Raw genomic sequence first — 18697 nt, forward strand, 5'->3', positions numbered from 1 at the left:
GGGCTTGCCGCCTTCATCTGGACTCACGACATCAGCAGGGCCCTTCGGCCGGCCCATCGGATCGGGTCGGGGTGGGTTCAGGTCAACCAAGGGGTGGGCATCGTCCCTGGGCAGTCTTACGGTGGGTTCAAGCAGAGCGGTTTCGGGAGGGAGTACTCCCTTGAGGGGATGCTCGAAAGCTTCACCCAACGAAAGAGCATCACCGTCAATCTTCAGTTCTGAGGGGTTCTAACTTGCCCCTGATCCCCCTTTTAGGCCCAAAAACCTTTTGATCAAATCGAATTTCAAAAATTCAAAGAGGTCCCAAACACCCTTTAGCTAACCTCTGCTGGCAAAAAGCAGGCGTCTCAAAAGCCCACCGACATGCCTCCTTTGCCACCTCGGAACTTGACTGATTCTTCAAACAAGGCTTTCTCCGAAGAAGCTCCTGTCGGTACGATTCGATTCCGAAAAGGGCAAACTCTCACTTTGCTCGTAAACTCCTTGAAACGATAACAACTTTCCCTGAGTAACCAATAATCCTACAAGCCTTGAAGACGTTCCAAAACTCCTAGGCCAGTTTCAATAACCCAACCTTCCTCTTATTCACCTCTTCCTGAACCTTGATTTCCTTCTTTCTAAACCTAAGGCCCCTTTTAAAACACCTCAAGGAGGTATGTAAGATTAAGTTTTACCGCTTTCAAATAAATCGCCAATGGAATATTTAAAAGAGAAAGGTTAAATCCTCCTAAATGATGTTAGCGAAAATTGACCCTCAAACTGGAACTAAAAATGAAGGAATTTCCAACTCCTTGGCAAACCTCAATAACCCAACTTTAAGGAGGAATGTCAGATCAAGTCTTGACTTTTACAATAGATTCAATAGCTATCTCCTTAGCCATTTTAAGTTTCCGCTTTTTTTTAAATGGTTCCTGATCGGTTTTAAGATAACTTCTTACCTAGCAATCTATCCACGGGACAAAAGATTACCTTTGATTTTGGGAGCGTCGTGGTCATCTCTCATTCGGTAAGATTTGGAGAAGGCGGGAGCGGCAGGGGTGGCAGAAGTTGGGGCCTTTGCGGTCGGTGTCGGGGAGGCTGTTCGAGAAGGCCATCACGCATTTTGGGTGCGGGCAGTGCCCCAAACCGTAGGTGTGGCCAAGTTCGTGGACGGCCTCTGTCAATGCCCGTCTTTCGAAGAGGTGCTGGTCACCGGGAAGGCCGTAGAATTCCTGTCTCAAGCGGGTAAGGGAGAAGAGGGCCCCCTTCCTTCCGGCCAGACCGAAGACGAAATTTAATTCCGGGACGAAGAGGTCCCGATCCACCACCCCCAGCACCCTTTCGTAAGTCGAGCATTCTTCGAGATTTTCTAATTCCTTCAGGATAGAGGTGGAGAGATACTGTTTCCTCTTTTTATCGTAGGCATAAAAGGGTTCGGGAAGGCCCTTTCCTGAGTCTATCTTACGATAGAATCTCGCTTCCAGCCCTGGTTTCAGGTTATCGAGGACCTCTTGCGCAACCCCGCCGATCCTTACGAGGAGGATTCGCCTCATCGGGTCTTTGGGCCTCCGAATGCCTGGAGGATCTCCCCCAGGGCAGAATTTCTGTTTTTGGGGGTGATTTCGAAGATCCTCACGTCCTTTCTCGCCTTGATCCCTGCGATGAATCCTCCTCCCTTCATCGCGATTGTGGCGATGAGCCTCTTTTCGGAGTCGAGGAGTCTGCTCACGATCCTTTTGAACTTCTCGGAGAGGCACTCCATCTTTCCGATCTCGTCAATGAGGATCACTTGGAAGGAAGGGTCGTCCCAGGGGATCGAATCGAGGAAGTCTTCAAACCCCCTTAGGTCGACGCCGTATCTTCCCACCCTGAAGGGACCTTCTATGTCTATATGGGCCAAAAGCCTCCTTTTTCCATCGAGGCTTACGAGTTCGAAGCCCTTTCTCTCGCCCTCCTCCCGGATCTCCTCCGTGTAGAATCCGACCGGTTTTTCATCTCTCAAGGCTCTTCCCACTTCTCTGATCAAGGTGGTCTTTCCCACACCGGGGCGTCCTGTGATCAGGAGCTTTTCCATTCTGACCATCCTTCGGGGGCTTTTAGATTCTCTTCCCTCCCATTATAAACGAAGGGAACCCCGCCTACCATTTTAAATTACGAGGAGGGGTGGATGTGTTATAATGTTTCTATCTGGAGTGGACGGTGAGGTCAGGAGAGGATCTTGAACGCGATTACGAGCTCCTGGTCGGTTTCCTCAGGAGGGTTTCGAGAAGGCTTCGCCTTCGGTTCGTCCTCGAATCCGCTCTCCTTCTTGCCTCCGGAGCGATCCTGGTCCTCCTCGGATCCCTCTTCATCGTGAAGGCGGAGGGGATCTTTCCCTATCTTCCATTTGTCTTCATCCTGCTCTCCCACCTCTTGCTCCTCTTTCTCCTCTTTTTGGGCCTTTGGCGGATCTTCCACGGGCCAACCATGGTCCAGATCGCCAGGCGGCTGGAGGAACGGGCACCGGAGTTGAAGGACGATGTCATCAATTCCCTCCTCCTCTACGAAGAAAGGAAAGAAGGGCCCTCTCCCAGGATGATCTCGGAAGGGCTGATTCGGGCTCAATTGCGGAGGACGAAAGAGAGGGTCTACAGGATGTCGCCCTCGCAGTTTGTGGACTTAAAGGGGCTGCTCGATCACCTCAGGATCTTTCTCCCGCTCTTAATCACCCTTTCGATAGTGCTCCTTCTGGATCGAGGGTTCCTGAACCGCTCCCTCCTCCTTTTCGCTCATCCCTTTTCGACCCTTCCCCCGAAGGAGATCTTCCTTTCTGTTGAACCCAGGGGAGCGGTCGTATTGCGGGGGACCCCCATCGAAATCAAGGCCAAAGTGACTGGGGATGTCCCAGAGAAACTCATGCTTTTAATCTCCCAAGAGGGCCAGCCGGCCGCTTCTAAACCCATGGAGGCCGTGGGGAAGGGGACCTTCTCTTTTCGGATGGCATCGGTCCGTACCTCCTTCCTTTATCAGGCCTATGTCGATGGGACCTCCTCCCCGAAGTACAGGATCGAGGTCGTCGATCCTCCTGAGGTGGGCCGGGTGAGGCTCACTCTCACTCCGCCCGATTACACCGGTCTTCCAAAAGAGAGGGTGGAGGGGGGCCACATCGAAGCCCTCAAGGGAACGGTCGTCCACCTGGAGGCCCAGACGACGAAGAAGGTCTCTGAAGGGAGGCTGATCCTGAACAGGGAGAGCGAGGTCTCCTTACAGGTCAGGGGCGATCGGCTCACGGGGACCCTCGTCATCCTCTCTCCGGGGACCTATTCCATCAAAGTGAAGGATCCGTTCGGATTTGAGAACCCAAGCCCTATCCCTTATCGGGTGCGCCTCATCCCGGACCGTTACCCGGAGGCCGAGATCCTGAGCCCAGGACAGGACCTGGAGGTCACAGGGGAAGAGATCTTGCCGCTCCTCTTCTCTGCCAGGGACGATTTCGGGATCACGGCCATCCGCTTGAGCTATCAATTAGGCGGGATCGAGCGGTTCGTCCAGCTCGCCCTCCCTCAGAACCCTCGATTCATCGGTCCCGAAACTTACCGCTGGGATCTCTCCAGCCTCTCCCTGATGCCTGGAGACAGGGTGATTTACCGCCTCGAGGTCTCTGACAACGACTCCATCTCCGGTCCAAAATGGGGATATTCCAAAACCTTCACCTTGAAGGTCAGGGACGAGCGGGCCCGGATAGAGAGAGAGGGATGGGAGATGGAGGAGATCGCCAGCCGCCTTTTAGATCTCCTTGCGGATCAACTGGAGGAGGCGAGGGACAGGGAGGGGCTTAAGAGAGGGGTTGAGGAGATCCTCGACCGGGTGGAGAGGCAGCTCGAAGGGGTGCGAGAGAACCCCCAATCCTACGACCTCGAGGCCCTGAAAAGGAACCTCTCCTCTTTAAGGGAGAGGATCCTCGAGGAGTCGAAGGAGAAGGTGACGCAGGAGATGGAGCGGCTCGCCCTTCTCTCCGAAGAGATGGCGAGGAGGTCGAGGATGAGGGACCTCGAAGCCCTTGCCAAGGAGGTCCGCAATCGGCAGAGTCGCCTCCTCGACCTGCTTCAGAGCCTGAAAGAACGCTCTTCCAAGGAGGGGTTCGAAGCGGCCATGAGGGAGCTAAAGAGGATCGAGGAGCTTCTCCGCTCGGTGATGGAGACCCTGGGCAAGCTCGCCTCGGGCCTTCCTGACGAGTTCTTCAACCTCCGGGACCTCCAGGGGATCGACCTCCCCAATCTCTTTTCGGAGCTTGAGGAGTTGCGGAGAAGACTGGCCGGGGGAGATATCGAAGGGGCCCTGGAGGCGGCCCAGAGGCTCCTTCAGGGCCTCTCCGAGATGATGGCCTCGTTGGGAAGGATGAGGGCCCAGGCCGGGATGAACGCCTTCGATCGGTTCCAGGGAGAGATGGACCGTCAGAGCGGGGAGCTCGATCGGATCCTCACGGAGCAGATGGAGATCCTCAGCGAGACCGAGAAGCTGGACAGGGAGCTGAGAAGCAGGTCGGAATCGGAGATGGAGGAGAGGATCGCTCGAACCCGAACGAGGTTGAGGGAGATCCTTAATCGGCTCAAATCCATTTTACCGGAGGCACAGGGGGAACCGATCGAGGAGCTGGATCGTCTCCTCAAGGAGGGGAACCTCGAAGGATTTTTTCATCTGATGAGGGCCCTGGAGAAGGAGCTTTCAGAGAACGAAGAGGCAAGAAGACTTGGCCGGGAATCGTTGGAGCAGGCTAAGGAATGGAATGCCGGTCCGAAGCCCGGGCCTTCCTCTGAGATGCGGTCGAAGTTTTCCGGACTCTTTCCGAGACAGAGGGGGCTACGGGAGAGGACGGCCAGCGTCCTCGAAAAGTTGGAGGCCCTTTCCCAGCTCTTCCCGTCCTTCGATACGGATATTTTAAGGGACCTCAAGGCCGCAGAGGGTTCCATGGGAGAGGCAGCGGAGAGGCTCTTCCAAGAGGATGCCTCTGGCGCCCTGCCGCCGGAACAGGAGGCGATCCGGAGGCTCTCCAGATCTCAGCAGGCGATGAGGCAGATGGCTCAGCAGATGGCCCTCCGGATGCAGGCGCTCCGATGGGGATATCCCCTTCTTTACGATCCGAGGCCGGGCTGGTATTACGGTCCATGGATCCCTCAACCCACCCTCCCCCAGCCGGAGGTGAGGCGGCCAAAGGAGAGGGGGTTTACCGGGATCGACCGGGAGGAGTTCGAACCGCCCTCCAAAGAGGCGTATCGGGCTCCTCAGCTCTTCAGGGAGAAGGTGATGGAGTCGTTGAAGGAGGATGTCCCTTCCTCGTACCGGAGAGAGGTGGAGAGATATTTCAGGGGATTGACAGAATGAGACGGGTTGCCCTTCTCCTGATCGTCTTCTTTCTTCCTTCCCTCTCCCAGGCCGTCTCCAACGAGGCCCTACAGTCATTGGCTGCGAAGCTCGAACGGTGGGAGATCGAGGAGGCCTGGGAAGAGGTGAGGGTCCTTCTCGGCACCGAGCCCCGGGAGGCCAGGCTCCTCGAGCTTGCCTCCCAGATCGCCTTCCACAGGGGGGATTACGAGGAGGCCCGGAGGTTGGCGAGATCGGCCCTCGAAGCAGGGGGAGGAGAGGAGAGGCTTAAAGGCTTTTTAAGCCTTATCGAGGAGACCCTCGGCGCCGTATCGCCTTTGAAGAGGTACGAGACCAGCCACTTCGTCATCCACCTCGACGAGGCGAGGGACGGGATCTTGATCGGCTATCTCACCGAGACCCTCGAGAGGACGTGCGAGGCCATGGCGGCCATCTACGGCTTTCGGCCGAAAGAGAAGGTGAGGGTGGAGATCTTCCCCGATGCGAGGTCCTTCTTTTTCGCCTCCTCCTTGATGGCGGCGGATATCGAAAAAGGAGCGGTGGGCTTGACCCGGTTCAACAAGCTGATGCTCCTCTCCCCAGGCGCCCTGGTCCACGGTTATCGCTGGCTCGATGCCATTAGCCACGAGTACCTCCACTACCTCATCGTGAGGATGACGGCCAATAACGCGCCCGTCTGGTTCCATGAGGGCCTGGCCAAGTTCGAGGAGTCCCGATGGCGGGAAGGTCCTTCCTACCTCTCCCCCCTCCATCAGGGCCTCCTCCTCAGGGCCATCGCCGAAGGGAAGCTCATCCCCTTCGACAGGATGGAGCCCTCCGTCATCCGGCTCGAGACCCCCGAAGAGGTCCAGCTCGCCTATGCCCAGGCCGCATCGGCGATCGAATTCCTCCTCTCAAAGGCGGGATACCAGGGGCTTCGGGAGGCGATGAAGCGGATGGCTGGCCAGAGCCGGAGGGGCGCAAAGGAGGCGATCGAGGGGGTCCTCGGGATGGCCTTCGAGGAGTTCGTGAGGGAATGGAGGAGGTTTTTGGCCGCCAAGGACCTTAAGGGGCCAAAGGAAGGCGGTGTGCGGCGCCATAGGCTCAAGGAAGGGAAGTCGGAGGAGGAGCGCCTCGACCTCGAGGAGATCCGATCCATCGTCGCGAGGAACCGGGCCCATCTGGGAGATCTGCTTCGCTCCAGGGGACGGATGGAGGCGGCCGTTCTCCAGTACCGCCGGGGCCTCGAAGAGGCGCCCGATTCCACTCCGATCCTGAACCGTCTCTCCTCTGTGCTCATCCAGCTCAAGAGGGAGGAAGAGGCCCTTCCACTGCTCCAAAGGGCGAGGGAGCTCTCTCCGGACCATCCCGCACCCTACGCCAACTTGGGCAAGGCCTATCTAAGGCTTAGGGAGTTCGGGAGGGCGAGAGAGTCCTTCCTCGAATCGATCCATCTCAACCCCTTCGATCCCGAAGTCCATCTCGGCCTCGCGGAGGCCTATGAGAGATTGGGAGAGGAGGCCCCAGCCCTCAAAGAGAGGGAGATCGCAAGAAGGCTCGGTCAAAGGTGAGACGAGACATGGAAATGAACTCCGACAGATCGTTTTCCGATAGGGAGCTCTCCCTTGTCGAGGAGATGGGAAAGAAGAAGGAGGAGATCCTCCGGGAGGTCAAGAAGGTGATCGTGGGGCAGGAGAAGGTGATCGAGGAGATTCTGATCGCCCTCTTCTGCCGCGGCCATTGCCTCCTTGTGGGCGTTCCGGGGCTTGCCAAGACGCTCCTCGTCTCTACCCTGGCGGGGATCATGGAACTCCAGTTCAACCGGATCCAGTTCACCCCCGACCTGATGCCCTCAGACATCACCGGGACGGACGTCCTCGAAGAGGAGGCGGGAAGCAAGCGCCGCTCCTTCCGGTTCCTCAAGGGGCCCATCTTCACCAACATCCTCCTCGCCGACGAGATCAACCGGACCCCGCCCAAGACCCAGGCGGCCCTCCTCCAGGCGATGCAGGAATATAAGGTGACCGCGGGCGGGGTGACCTATCCCCTCGGCCTCCCTTTCTTCGTCCTGGCCACACAGAATCCGATCGAGCAGGAGGGGACCTATCCCTTGCCAGAGGCACAGCTGGATCGTTTCATGTTCAATATCGGGATCGACTATCCGCCCTTCGAGCAGGAGCGGGAGATCGTGGCCACCACCACGACCTCTTATCGCCCCGTCCTGAACAAGGTGATCAACGGAGAGAAGATCCTGGAGATGCAGGAGCTCGTCCGAAGGGTGCCCGCCTCTTCCTATGTGATCGATTATGCGGTGAGGCTGGTCCGATCCTCCAGGCCCCAGGGACCGGAGGGCCTCCCCTTCGTGAAGGAGTGGGTGGAATGGGGGGCCGGTCCGAGGGCCTCCCAATACCTGGTCCTTTCGGCCAAGGCGAGGGCCGTATTGAATGGTCGGTATACGGCCTCGATCGAGGACGTCAAGGCCCTGGCCACTCCGATCCTACGGCACAGGATCATCGTCAACTTCAAGGCCCAGGCCGAGGGGGTCACCTCCCTCGACATCATCGACCGGCTCCTCAGGGAGGTTCGACCTTGAACCCTTTCGACCCGAAGGTCCTGGCAAAGCTCAAGCCCCTCCACTTGAGGGCCCGCCTGGTGGTCGATGGCGTCATGACCGGGATCCATCCCTCCAGGGCCAGAGGCCTGAGCGCGGAGTTCGAGGAGCATCGGGAATATTCCCCTGGAGACGACCCCCGTCGCCTCGATTGGAAGGCCTATGGAAAGTTCGACCGCTACTTGATCAAAGAGTATCGCGAGACGACCAACCTGAGGGCCCACCTCCTTCTCGATGCCAGCGCCTCCATGGGGTACGCCTCAGATGGGTGGAGCAAGTTCGACTATGGAGCCACCCTCGCCGCCTCTCTGGCCTATCTGATGCTGAAACAGCAGGATGCGGTAGGCCTCACCCTCTTCTCCGATCGGATCGAAAGGTGGCTTCCTCCCAGGGCGAACCCGGGGTACCTCGTCGCTCTCCTGAAGGAGCTGGAGGAGAGGAGGCCGGAAGGTAGGACGCGGGCCGGCTCGATCCTCCAGGACATGGCAGGTTCGTTACAGAGGCGCGGGCTCGTCATCCTCATCTCCGACCTCATGGACGACGAGGCCGAGGTGCTCAAAGGTCTAAAACAGATTCGATCCAGGGGAAGCGAGGTGATCGTCTTTCACCTCCTCGACCGGGAGGAGCTCCAATTTCCCTTCGAGACGCCTGCCCTCTTCGAGGATATGGAAGAAGGCCTGAGGCTCCTCACCGATCCCCGTTCCATCCGCTCCGCATACCTGGAGACGATCCAGGGATGGATCGAAGGCTACAGGACCGCCTGTGCCTCGAACCTCATCGACTATCTCCAATTCGACACCTCCGCTGCTCTGGACCGGGGGCTGGTCCACTACCTGAGATGGAGGGAGAGGTTCGGGCCCCGCTCCTGAGCCAAAGGGATTGATCCATGGAGATCGCCTTCCTCAACCCGTGGTTCCTTCTCGGAGGCGGGGCTGTGGCCGTGCCCATCCTGATCCATCGCCTCACCCGGAGGAGGGCCATCGTGAGGAGGTTTTCGGCCGTGCGGCTCCTCATCCGCTCCCAGCAGGTGATGTCCAGACCCCAGCGGATCAAACACCTCCTCCTCCTCGGCCTGAGGGTTGCGGCCGTTTTGGCCCTCGCCCTGTTGATGGCGCGGCCCATGCTGGTCGGCCCAGGGTTGCTCGACCTGAGCGATCGGTCCGCTACGGTTTTGATCCTCGACAACTCCATGAGCATGGGATACGAGGAGACGAAGGGAAGCCGCTTCGGCCTCGCCAAGGAGGCCGCCCGGCAGATCATCGAGAGGGTTCGGGGCAAGGTCCTCCTTCTTTCCACGGCCTCGCCGGATCGGGAGGCCCGCTGGGCCACCCGATCGGAGGCCCTCCAGGAGCTTGAGAGGATCCCTCTCGTCCAAGGCAGAGGGGATCCGCTCGCCTCCTTAGGTTCGGGGTTTTCCCGGTTAAAAGAGGTGAGGAAAGAAGGGCAGGTCCTCATGTTGACCGACTTGGTCCGAGGGGACTGGGAGGGGTTCGATCTCGGAAAACTCGGGACGCCGCTCGGCGGGGAAAGGGTGAAGTTCCTCCGGATCGGTGGAAGGGACCGCGATCCCAATGTGGCCGTCCAAGGGTTGAGACTCAGCGGAGGAGATGCGGTTGCGGGATCCATGGCCCGGCTCGAGGTGATCCTTTCCAACTACTCGGACGGAGGCCTTAAGGTGCTCGCCGGCCTCTATCTCTCCGGAGAGAAGAGGGAGCAGAAGGCCCTGAGCCTCGATGCCAGGAGGGAGGGGAGGATCTCTTTCGATCTCCACCTCGAGCGACCAGGCCAGGTGGAGGGTGAGGTGAGGATCTCAAATGATCGGCTTCCCCTCGACGATCGCCTGAGGTTTTCAATGACCGTGAGGGAGAAGGTGAAGGTCCTCGTCGTGGACGGCGATCCTCGGACCTCCCTCAAGGGGGCAGAAAGTTATTTCGTGGCCCATGCCCTCCAACCGGGGGGCTCTGAGACTTCTCCATTCCAGGCGAGGGTGGTCACGGAGGAGGAGTTTTCCCGGATCGATCCAAGGCCCTACGAAGCCCTCTTCCTCTTGAATGTGGCCGAGCCGGCCTTTTCCAAGCTCTTGCCCTTCTTGGAGAAGGGCAGGCCCGTCTTCATCTTCCTCGGAGACCGCGTCCTTCCCGAGGCCTACCATGCCTTCCCCGTCTCCGGCTGGAAAATAAGGGAGGTCAGGGAGAAGAGAGGGCTCCGGATCAGAGGGATAAGCACGGAGCGGCCCATTTTAAGGTCGCTCTCCGCCTCCGGAGCCGAAAGCCTTAGGGCGGCCTCTTTCCAACGCTACTTCAAAATCGAGGGGGGTGGAAGGGAGCTCCTCACGTTCGAGAACGGCGATCCCTTTTTGGTCGAGGCAGATTTTGGCCAAGGGAAGGTCTTTCTCTTCGCCTCCACCGCCGATCTCGAATGGAACGACCTCCCCCTGAAGGCCGCCTTTCTTCCCTTGATCCAGGGGCTTCTCCGGGAGACCACAGGGCTTACGGAGGACCGGTTGAGCGTCAAACTCGATCGCGCCCTTGAGGAGTCGGATCTGAGCAAGTTGGGGGTGGAGGAGATGGCTCAGAGGTTCGGAGGGATGGAGCTCAACGTGTTGGAATATAACGAAGAGGTCCTGAAGGGACTCGATTTTAGCCGAAAGGAGCTCTGGCCCTATCTCCTCTCCTTCCTTCTTCTCGTTTTGGGCATCGAAACGATCGTGGCGGGAAGGATATGATTACGAGAAGGGCCTTTTTATCCTTCGGATTGGGCCTCGTTTCTGGCCTGATCATTCCAGGCCGAAAAGGCGCTTTTTCCGCTCCCCATCCCCAGTTCTTCCTTGCCCAGCTCAAATATCGGGGAGGCGATTGGGACCCCAACCCCGGATACGTGGAGCCCATCGTTCGAGAACTGGAGTTGAGGACGAGCGTGGACGGCCTCAAAGAGAGGAGGGTCCTCACCCTCTCAGACCCCGATCTCTTCTTCGTCCCATTTCTCTACATGGCCGGGAGATACGAGTTCGAGCCCTTCACCCCTCAGGAGAGGCAGATCCTCCGGAGGTTCCTCTCTTACGGAGGGTTTCTCTTCGCCGAGGATACGATGGGCGTCAAGGGATACGGGTTCGATCGGTCCTTCCGGTCGGAGATGAGAGAGGTCTTTCCCAGAGCGGAGTTGAAGAGGCTTCCCACCGATCACCCCGTCTACAGGAGCTTCTATCTGATCGATGCCCCCGGTGGCCGGCAGAGGATCCATCCCTATTTCGAGGGGATCACCCTCGATCAATGGACGCCAGTGATCTACAGCCAGAACGACCTCTCGGGCGCATGGGCCAAGGACCGCTTCGGGAGATGGGTCAACGAATGCGTGCCAGGGGGAGAGGCCCAGCGATCCCAGGCCTTCAAGGCGGGGATCAACCTGATCATCTACTGCCTCACCTCCGATTATAAGAGGGACGTGGTCCATCACCCCTTTATCAAGAGGCGACTCAATCTATGAGCCCTCGAGCGATCTTCGCAGACCCCCTGCTTCCGGTCTGGATCATACCTCTTCTCCTCCTGCTGGGAGGGGGCTGCGTCCTCCTCCATTACCGGTTCGTCCGAAAAAGGCTCTCCCCTTTCAGGGCGACGCTCCTAAGCCTTCTCCGATTCTTCACCTTCGCTTCGCTTATCGCCTTCTTCCTCAACCCTCTCTCGGTCGAAAAGAGGGAGAGGAAGGTCCTCCCCTCTTTGGCCATCCTCCTCGATACATCACCGACGATGGGCCTTCCAGAAGGCGAAGGAAAGGGAAGCAGGCTCGAGGAGGCGAAGGCGCTCTTGATGGAAGGATCTCATCCCCTCCTCCGATCCCTCTCCGAGAGTTACGTGGTAAACCTATATCGCCTCGGCCCGTCTTTGATGCCCCTGAAGGGGGAGGAGTTGGGTCCTTTGAAGCCGGGAGAAAAGAAGGGAGACCTCGGGGAGGCCTTGGGAAAGCTTGCGGGTAAGGTCTCCCTCGTCCTCCTTTTGAGCGATGGAAACCTAAGCTGGAAGGAGGGGGTCTCGGCGGACCTTCCCGTTCTCTGTCTGCCCTCAGGCGACCCCCGCACCTATAAAGACATCCTGGTAAAGGGGGTCAAGTCGCCCCATCTGGCCTTTCGGGGGAGGGAGATCGGGATCGATGTGACGATCGGCGTTTACGGATATCGGTGGCTTACGCTTCCCGTGGTCTTAAAAGAGGGGACAAAGGTGATCGCCGCAAAGGAGGTCCGGATCGAGGAGGGTCCTTCGGAGGTGAACCTCACCCTCTCCTTCACTCCAGAAAGGGTGGGGCCCCATCACCTCACCCTTTCGGTTCCGGTCCAATCCGACGAGGCCATCTCCTTCAACAACAGGATCGACTTCTCCCTCAAGGTTGCGAGGGATAAGATCCGGGTCCTCATGGTCTCGGGTTCCCCAAGCCTCAACTACCGGTTCATGAGGATGGCCCTTAAGAGCGATCCCTCCATCGACCTGCTCTCCTTCGTCATTCTGAGGACGCCTTCGGACATCCTCAACGTCCCGCTCCACGAACAGAGCCTGATCCCTTTTCCCGTGGAGACCCTCTTCTCGAAGGAACTGGATCATTTCGATCTCCTCGTCTTCGACAACCTTCCCGCCCACCTCTACATCACCCCCAATTATTACGGAAGGATCCGGGATTTTGTGAGAAATGGGGGCGGGTTTGCCCTGATCGGTGGGCCCCACCTCCTTGACGGTGGGCGGTATGCGGGAACCCCTCTCGAGGAGGTCCTCCCCCTCCGGCTCACCGGAAGGGAAGATTATCGAAGGACGGGGACGAAGAAAGTTCAGCTGACCCGTGCCGGAAGGTCCCATCCCGTCACCCAGCTCTCGACCGATGGGAAAGAGAACGAATCCCTCTGGAGGGAGATGCCCGGCCTCGACGGGTTCAACCTGCTCGAACCGAAAGCCTTTAAGGATGTCCTGCTCGAGGGTGGGGATGGAGAACCAAGGCCCATCCTCATCGCGGGCCAGTATGGAAGAGGAAGGACCCTCGTCCTGGGCACCGACTTCTCCTGGAAATGGTATATGGGAATGGTGGCTAAGGGGGATGGCCATTGGGCCTATGTTAAGTTCGTCGAAAGGATGGTGCGGTGGCTGACGAAGGAGGAGAGCCTTGGTCCCGGCCGGATCCATCTCCCCGAGAGGCCTGCGGAGGTTGGCCAGGAACTCGAATTGAGGATCAGGATGGGGGAGGGGAATCTCTCCCTCCCGAAAGAAGGCCCCATCCTCTCCATCTTCGGCCCCGATGGGGCGAAGGTGACGCCTCGTCTGAAGGCGGGCGAATCCACCGCTGAATCCATTGCCACCTTCGTCCCTTCGAAGGAGGGGGTCTATCGCATCAAACTGGAGTCAGGCGATGGAGTCAGGGAGGAGTTTCTGACCGTGGGAAGGGCCAAAGAAGATTGGGAAGGCAGGCCAGACCATGAAAGGCTTAAGGCCATCTCCCGGGCGACGGGTGGTATCCTGTTGAGAGATGTGGACCATCTCTTGAAGGAGTTGGAGGCTATGGGCAGGAGAGAGGAGCGGCGTCTTATAGAGGAGAGAAGGGTCCATCTTTGGAACTCGGCCTTTGTACTCGCAATCCTCCTCGGCCTCCTGAGCTTGGAGTGGTTTCTCCGCAGGAGATGGGGGTTGATCTGAAGCCGGTTCTCCTGGCCAGGCCGATCCTTTTGGAGAAGGAGAGAGAAGTCTCTTTTAAGCAATGGAGGTGGAAGATGAAAGGATGGTTTCGGATGGTCCTTTTGGGATCCCTTCTTACGATCCTCGTTTGGGGAAGGGGTGAAGGGGCCTGTCGCAATCCGAACCTGGCTGGGTGGGGATACCTCCTGACGCCGGCCTCGGTCTCGGGTTGGGTCGAGATCAAGTGGTTCGGCCACTCCTTCTTTCAGATCACCTCGAGCGAGGGGACGAGGATCATCACCGATCCTTTCGGCCCCATGGGATTCCCCATGCCCGAGGTCTGGCCCCACATCGTCACCGTCGGGAGGGAGCATGGCAATCACAACAATGTGAGCCTCGCCAAGGGGAACCCGATCGTCCTGAGGGGTTTGAAGGGAGGCGGGGAGGACTGGAACGAGATCCACTTCACCTTCCGGGACGTCCTCATCTACAACGTCCCCATCCATCAGAGGACGCCCCCTGGCTACGGCGCCAGCTTCAAGGGGTCGGCCTTCGTCTTCGAGGTGGACGGCCTCTGCATCCTCCATTCGGGCGATGTGAGCGAACCCTTCAACGAGGATCAGCTGGAGCTGATCGGACACGTGGACATCCTCCTCCAGGTCATCGGAGGGGTCTTCACCATCGGGCCGGAGGGGGCGAAGAAGATCGTCGAGAGGCTGAAGCCGAAGGTGGTGATCCCCATGCACTACTGGCATCAGTCGAACGTCCTCGAGAGATTCCTCGATGGGCCTTACCGCGTTCGGTTCCTCAACACGAACCAGGTGAGGTACAGCAAGGAGACGCTTCCGAAGGAGACCGAGATCATCGTCCTGAAGGTCTTGAGGGAGGGCGATCTGTAGGGTTCCCCTGCCGATTCGATCTCCGGAGGCGAAAGAAAGGGAGATTTCCATGGCCATGATCCACACTCTCTCGGTTTGGGCCCTTCTCCTGATGGCGGTCGGCTGGTCGTCTGCGCAGCCGATGGAGAGGACCCCTCTGGATCAGAGGGTCGATAGATTCTTGAAGGAAAACCGGAACCGGTGGCGCGACTGGAACGTGCCCTACGAGGACGGGAAGGTCTTGTACTCCCTGATCCTAAAACACGGCTACAGACGGGCCCTGGAGATCGGGACATCGACCGGCCATTCGGCCATCTGGATGGCCTGGGCCTTGAGCAAGACAGGAGGCAGGCTCTGGACCATCGAGATCAACGAGAGCCGCTACCGGATGGCCCTTCAAAACTTCAAGAAGGCAGGGGTGGAGGCCTTCATCAAGGCCCATTTGGCCGATGCCCACCAGCTCGTGAGGGAGCTGGAAGGGCCTTTCGATTCCATCTTTTCAGATGCGGACAAGGATTGGTATCTTCAATATTTCAAGGAGTTGGATCCAAAACTGGCCGTGGGCGGCTGTTTTACCGCCCATAACGTCCTTCAAGGCCACAAGGGGATCAAAGATTTCCTCGACTATGTCCGGAGCCTCCCGTATTATGAGACCACGATCGATCGTTCAAGCCGGGCGGGTCTCTCCATCAGCTACAAGGTCTCGAAATGATTCTTCATCCGATGGCCAAAAGGGTGGGACGCGGGTAGGGGTCAGGGCCTCGTTTCGACCATAAGGAGGACCTGGTCGGTGAGGGTGAGGCGTTCCGCTCCCGATGGGGTGATCAAATAATCGTCCTCCAATCCGACGATCCCCCTGTCCGGGAAGACGAACATCGGCTCGAGGGCGATGACCATGCCGGGCTCGAGGGTCTGGTTAAAGCGGGGGGAGAGGATGGGGTATTCATCGATCTCAAGGCCAAGCCCGTGTCCGATGAATCTCACCTTTCCCTCACCGTAGCCGTTGAAGTATCCTTCGAAGGCCGAACGTTTTACCCTCTCCAGGAGGAAGCGGTAGAGCTCCGAGCAGGGAATCCCGGGCCTTGCCTTTTCGACGAAGAGAGCGTGGATCTCGAGGGAGAGATCGTGAGCCATCCTCAAATCGTCCGGAAGCTCGCCTATGACAAATGTCCTGAATTGATCCGCGATGTAGCCGTTTACCCCGACCCCGTAATCGATCCCGATGGGTTCGTTCCGGCCGATCCTTCGAAAACTGGCCCCCTGGGCCATGGCTGGGGTATTGCCCATCCCGCCGTGAGGGCTATCGAGGAAGGAGACGGCCGCGCCGGTCTCTCCGGCGAGGACATGGGCATGGGTCATCTCCTGGTTCCAACCCCGCATCCTCATCACGCCCATGTGGCCTTCCCGTCGGGCGATCAGGGCCAGGTGTCCATCGACTTCGAGCTCGGTCATCCCTTCGCGGAGGATCCCTCCGATTTCCAGGTATCCCTTGTGCAGGATCGCAGCGGCCCTCCGGAGCTGTTCCACTTCGTAAGGGGACTTGATCATCCGGAGCCTTAAAATCGCCTCTGAGACATCGACCCATTCATATTCGGGATAGGTCTGCTGGTACCGGAAAAAGAGGTTGATCGGGAGGACATCCATCTCGAGACCGATCCTTTTCAGTCGGAGCCATCCCCTTTCTTTCAATCTCTTTTTGATCTGGCCCCTTCCCACGACGGGGAGGACGTCTTTCAGCGGGGATTCCCGGCGGGCCCTTTCGAACCCCTTTTGGACCATCAGGGCCGGTTCCCCTTCTCGAGGGATGAAGAGGACGGAGGTCTGGATGGTCCCCGAGAAGTAGTATCGATCCACGTTCTGGAGGACGAAGGCGCCGTCAAGTCCCTTCTCCGCAAGGGCCTTCTGAAACCTCAGGATGCGGGATTCGATTTCGCTTGGAGGGACGGTCTCCATGATTTTCTCCCCAGAGGCTTTCAGGCGGTTATTTTGCCCCTGCCTCCTCCCTCATCAGGAGGATCGTCAAGAAAGCGGCGATCAAGGCCAAGGAGGCGCCGAAGGTGAAGGCCCATTGGACTCCGAGGGCTTTCCAGATCAGGCCCATGAGGAGGCTTGCGGGAAGGGCGGCGATCCCGATGCAGAAGTGATAGGCGCCGTAAGCCGTCCCCCTTCGAGACTCCTCGACGAGGTCGGCTACCCACGCCTTCTCCGTCCCCTCGGAGAGGCCGTAGAAGAGGCCATAGGCGATGAAAAGGATCCAGATGTGGAAGGGTTTTGAGGAGAAGGCGAATCCGAGGTAGACCAATCCGTAGAGGGTCCAGGAGAGGATCATCACCCTTTTTCGTCCGATCCGATCCGAAAGGGAACCGCCGGGGATGGAGAAGACCGACTTCGAGAGGTGGAAGATGAACCAGAGGATCGGGATGGTGACGACGTTTAGCCCAAGCTCCTGGGCGCGGAGCAGAAGGAAGGCATCGCTCGAGTTGCCCAGGGTGAAAAGGGTGATGATGAGGAGGAAGTATTTATACCTTCTGTTCCAGCCGCTCCAGTGGAGTCTGGGAGGGGAGGAGGGGGAAGATCCTTTCTTCTGGACATCGGTGACCCCTCGCCAGAGGATCCAGAGGCAGAAGAGGGAAGGGACGAAGGCGAGGAGAAAGATGGTCCGGAGATCCTCGGTGAGGGTCGCCATCAGAAGGGAGGCGACGAGGGGGCCTGTCATGGCGCCGGCATGATCCATGGCCCTTTGAAAGCCGAAGGCCTTGCCCCTCTCTTCTTCTCCGCAAGATTGGGAGAGGAGGGCGTCCCTGGGCGAGGATCGGACCCCCTTTCCGATCCGGTCGAAGAAGCGGAGGAGGAGGACGTGGTAGGCCGAGGTGGCCAGCCCGATGAAGGGCCGGGTGAGGGAGGCCAGGGCATAGCCGAAGAAGATGAGCCCCTTCCTCTTTCGGAACCGATCGGAGATCCAGCCGGAGAAGAGCTTGAGAAAGCTCGAGACGCTTTCCGCGATCCCCTCGATCAGGCCGATGAAGACGACCCCGGCTCCGAGGACCGTGTTGAGGAAGAGCGGGAGCAGAGGATAGATCATCTCGCTGGCGATGTCGTTGAAGAGGCTGACCCAGCCAAGGCTTCTCACGTTCTTCGATAGGCCGAGAAAGGATTTTGCCATTCCTTCTTCCTTTCCTCAGAAGATCTTCAAAATCTCATCCCGGGAGACGGCCTCGAGTTCCCTTTTCTTCCCTCCTCCAAGGGCCAAGGCCCGGCCGGGGCCTCGCCTCACCTTCCCGATCACACGGATGGGGATGGAGGCCTTCTCGAAGGCCCGTTGAACTCCGGCGTAATCTTCCGGCGAAACCGTAAGGAGCAACGACCCGGAGGCGATCGTCCTTAAAGGGTCGATGCCGAAGGCCTGGCAAAGCGCCTGGGATTCGGGATAGACGAAGACCTCCTGGAGGTCGACCTCGAAGGTCTTTTCCGAAGCCATGGCCATCTCTACGATCCCGTTGATCAGCCCGCCCTCGGTGGGGTCGTGCATCGAATGGATCTCGGCAGAACGGCAGGCGATCTGGGCCGCCCGAAGGACGTCGATCCCGGGATCGAAGATGAAGTTTTTCGCCTTCCGGATCAGGGAGGAGCGGAACCCCTTGGCCATCAACTCCGCCCCCTTCTCCCTTGCGATGATCGATGTCCCTTCGATGCAGACGCCTTTGGCCATGAGGAGGAGGTCTCCGTGTTTTGCCCCGCTGGTTTGAACCAGTCTCTTCTTTGGGACCTCGCCGATCATGTGGCCGGAGAGAATGATCCGATCCAACCCCGGGGTGATCTCGGTGTGGCCTCCGATGAAGGAGAGACCAAAACGGCGGCAGGCCTGGGAGATTTGGCGGAAGACCTCCTGGACGACTTTAGGGTCCGTCCCCTTTTCCGGAAAGAGGAGGGTCGCCAGAAAGTATTTCGGAGTGGCCCCGCGGGTGGCGATGTCGTTGAGGTTGACGACGACGCCGTAGTAGCCGATCTCTTCCGTGGTGAAGGTGATGGGATCGGAGGTGAAGACCCAGTCATATTTCGATCCCGGTCCCGGATCGATCACCGCGGCATCTTCACCGATTTTGGGTCCTAAGACGACCGTGGGATCGAGGCGACAGTATCGCTTCAGAACCTTGTTGAGAAGAGTCAATGGAAGTTTGCCGGGCTCCAACATGGAGGCGGATTCCCACCTTAAGTTTGGGTAAAACATTAAAACAGATCGAGCG

15 protein-coding genes are annotated in these 18697 nt (G+C 58.5%); 10 read left to right on the forward strand and 5 right to left on the reverse strand.

The features are described 5' to 3' along the window. Positions 1–222 (forward strand): aldehyde dehydrogenase family protein (locus N3G78_01510; GenBank protein ID MCX8116593.1); only part of this gene is annotated, 222 nt, incomplete at its 5' end. A 770-nt stretch (positions 223–992) separates the two neighbouring features. Here the strand turns inward: N3G78_01510 and N3G78_01515 are convergent. Then, positions 993–1532: an archaemetzincin family Zn-dependent metalloprotease gene (locus N3G78_01515; GenBank protein MCX8116594.1), complete on the reverse strand. Its 540-nt coding sequence runs from the start codon at positions 1530–1532 to the stop codon at positions 993–995. Beyond that, positions 1529–2062, reverse strand: a complete 534-nt coding sequence (locus tag N3G78_01520; GenBank protein ID MCX8116595.1) for an NTPase — start codon at positions 2060–2062, stop codon at positions 1529–1531. The genes N3G78_01515 and N3G78_01520 overlap by 4 nt, the downstream gene beginning before the upstream one ends. A 116-nt stretch (positions 2063–2178) precedes the next feature. On the opposite strand from N3G78_01520, the gene N3G78_01525 reads away from it, so the two are divergent. The 9 genes from N3G78_01525 to N3G78_01565 all read left to right on the forward strand — a co-directional run bounded on the left by N3G78_01525 (position 2179) and on the right by N3G78_01565 (position 15165). Then, positions 2179–5340, forward strand: a complete 3162-nt coding sequence (locus N3G78_01525) for a DUF4175 domain-containing protein (protein ID MCX8116596.1) — start codon at positions 2179–2181, stop codon at positions 5338–5340. Further along, positions 5337–6890, forward strand: coding sequence for a tetratricopeptide repeat protein (locus N3G78_01530; GenBank protein MCX8116597.1), 1554 nt, complete (start codon positions 5337–5339; stop codon positions 6888–6890). Before N3G78_01525 ends, N3G78_01530 begins: the two co-directional genes overlap by 4 nt. A 65-nt stretch (positions 6891–6955) precedes the next feature. After that, positions 6956–7912, forward strand: a complete 957-nt coding sequence (locus N3G78_01535) for a MoxR family ATPase (GenBank protein MCX8116598.1) — start codon at positions 6956–6958, stop codon at positions 7910–7912. After that, complete coding sequence (locus N3G78_01540; GenBank protein ID MCX8116599.1) at positions 7909–8799, forward strand: DUF58 domain-containing protein; 891 nt, start codon at positions 7909–7911, stop codon at positions 8797–8799. The genes N3G78_01535 and N3G78_01540 overlap by 4 nt, the downstream gene beginning before the upstream one ends. Before the next feature lie 17 nt (positions 8800–8816). After that, positions 8817–10655, forward strand: coding sequence for a BatA and WFA domain-containing protein (locus N3G78_01545; GenBank protein MCX8116600.1), 1839 nt, complete (start codon positions 8817–8819; stop codon positions 10653–10655). Next, positions 10652–11413 (forward strand): DUF4159 domain-containing protein, encoded by a 762-nt coding sequence (locus N3G78_01550; GenBank protein ID MCX8116601.1) that lies wholly within the window; start codon positions 10652–10654, stop codon positions 11411–11413. Before N3G78_01545 ends, N3G78_01550 begins: the two co-directional genes overlap by 4 nt. After that, positions 11410–13596: a glutamine amidotransferase gene (locus tag N3G78_01555; protein ID MCX8116602.1), complete on the forward strand. Its 2187-nt coding sequence runs from the start codon at positions 11410–11412 to the stop codon at positions 13594–13596. Before N3G78_01550 ends, N3G78_01555 begins: the two co-directional genes overlap by 4 nt. A gap of 74 nt (positions 13597–13670) precedes the next feature. Then, entirely contained in the window at positions 13671–14474 is an 804-nt protein-coding gene (locus N3G78_01560) for an MBL fold metallo-hydrolase (GenBank protein ID MCX8116603.1), read from the forward strand. A 49-nt stretch (positions 14475–14523) separates the two neighbouring features. Next, positions 14524–15165 (forward strand): O-methyltransferase, encoded by a 642-nt coding sequence (locus N3G78_01565; GenBank protein ID MCX8116604.1) that lies wholly within the window; start codon positions 14524–14526, stop codon positions 15163–15165. Between the two features lie 41 nt (positions 15166–15206). Here N3G78_01565 and N3G78_01570 read toward each other — a convergent pair whose 3' ends face one another. The 3 genes from N3G78_01570 to N3G78_01580 are packed head-to-tail and all read right to left on the reverse strand — an operon-like array spanning position 15207 to position 18645. Next, the gene (locus N3G78_01570) at positions 15207–16406 is read right to left on the reverse strand and encodes a Xaa-Pro peptidase family protein (GenBank protein MCX8116605.1); all 1200 of its coding nucleotides are present in this window, start codon (positions 16404–16406) and stop codon (positions 15207–15209) included. 28 nt (positions 16407–16434) lie between these two features. Beyond that, on the reverse strand, positions 16435–17616 hold the full coding sequence (locus N3G78_01575) for an MFS transporter (protein ID MCX8116606.1): 1182 nt from the start codon (positions 17614–17616) through the stop codon (positions 16435–16437). A gap of 15 nt (positions 17617–17631) precedes the next feature. Next, positions 17632–18645, reverse strand: a complete 1014-nt coding sequence (locus N3G78_01580) for an AIR synthase family protein (protein ID MCX8116607.1) — start codon at positions 18643–18645, stop codon at positions 17632–17634. Positions 18646–18697: the final 52 nt, after the last annotated feature.

It is taken from the genome of Thermodesulfobacteriota bacterium, assembly GCA_026415035.1.
GTDB lineage: Bacteria > Desulfobacterota > BSN033 > BSN033 > UBA1163 > RBG-16-49-23.

Coding starts and splice junctions, on each gene's coding strand:
- N3G78_01515 (MCX8116594.1), bottom strand. CDS start 1,532: ATGAGGCGAATCCTCCTCGTAAGGATCGGCGGGGTTGCGCAAGAGGTC.
- N3G78_01520 (MCX8116595.1), bottom strand. CDS start 2,062: ATGGTCAGAATGGAAAAGCTCCTGATCACAGGACGCCCCGGTGTGGGA.
- N3G78_01530 (MCX8116597.1), top strand. CDS start 5,337: ATGAGACGGGTTGCCCTTCTCCTGATCGTCTTCTTTCTTCCTTCCCTC.
- N3G78_01535 (MCX8116598.1), top strand. CDS start 6,956: ATGGGAAAGAAGAAGGAGGAGATCCTCCGGGAGGTCAAGAAGGTGATC.
- N3G78_01545 (MCX8116600.1), top strand. CDS start 8,817: ATGGAGATCGCCTTCCTCAACCCGTGGTTCCTTCTCGGAGGCGGGGCT.
- N3G78_01550 (MCX8116601.1), top strand. CDS start 10,652: ATGATTACGAGAAGGGCCTTTTTATCCTTCGGATTGGGCCTCGTTTCT.
- N3G78_01555 (MCX8116602.1), top strand. CDS start 11,410: ATGAGCCCTCGAGCGATCTTCGCAGACCCCCTGCTTCCGGTCTGGATC.
- N3G78_01560 (MCX8116603.1), top strand. CDS start 13,671: ATGAAAGGATGGTTTCGGATGGTCCTTTTGGGATCCCTTCTTACGATC.
- N3G78_01565 (MCX8116604.1), top strand. CDS start 14,524: ATGGCCATGATCCACACTCTCTCGGTTTGGGCCCTTCTCCTGATGGCG.
- N3G78_01570 (MCX8116605.1), bottom strand. CDS start 16,406: ATGGAGACCGTCCCTCCAAGCGAAATCGAATCCCGCATCCTGAGGTTT.
- N3G78_01575 (MCX8116606.1), bottom strand. CDS start 17,616: ATGGCAAAATCCTTTCTCGGCCTATCGAAGAACGTGAGAAGCCTTGGC.
- N3G78_01580 (MCX8116607.1), bottom strand. CDS start 18,645: ATGTTGGAGCCCGGCAAACTTCCATTGACTCTTCTCAACAAGGTTCTG.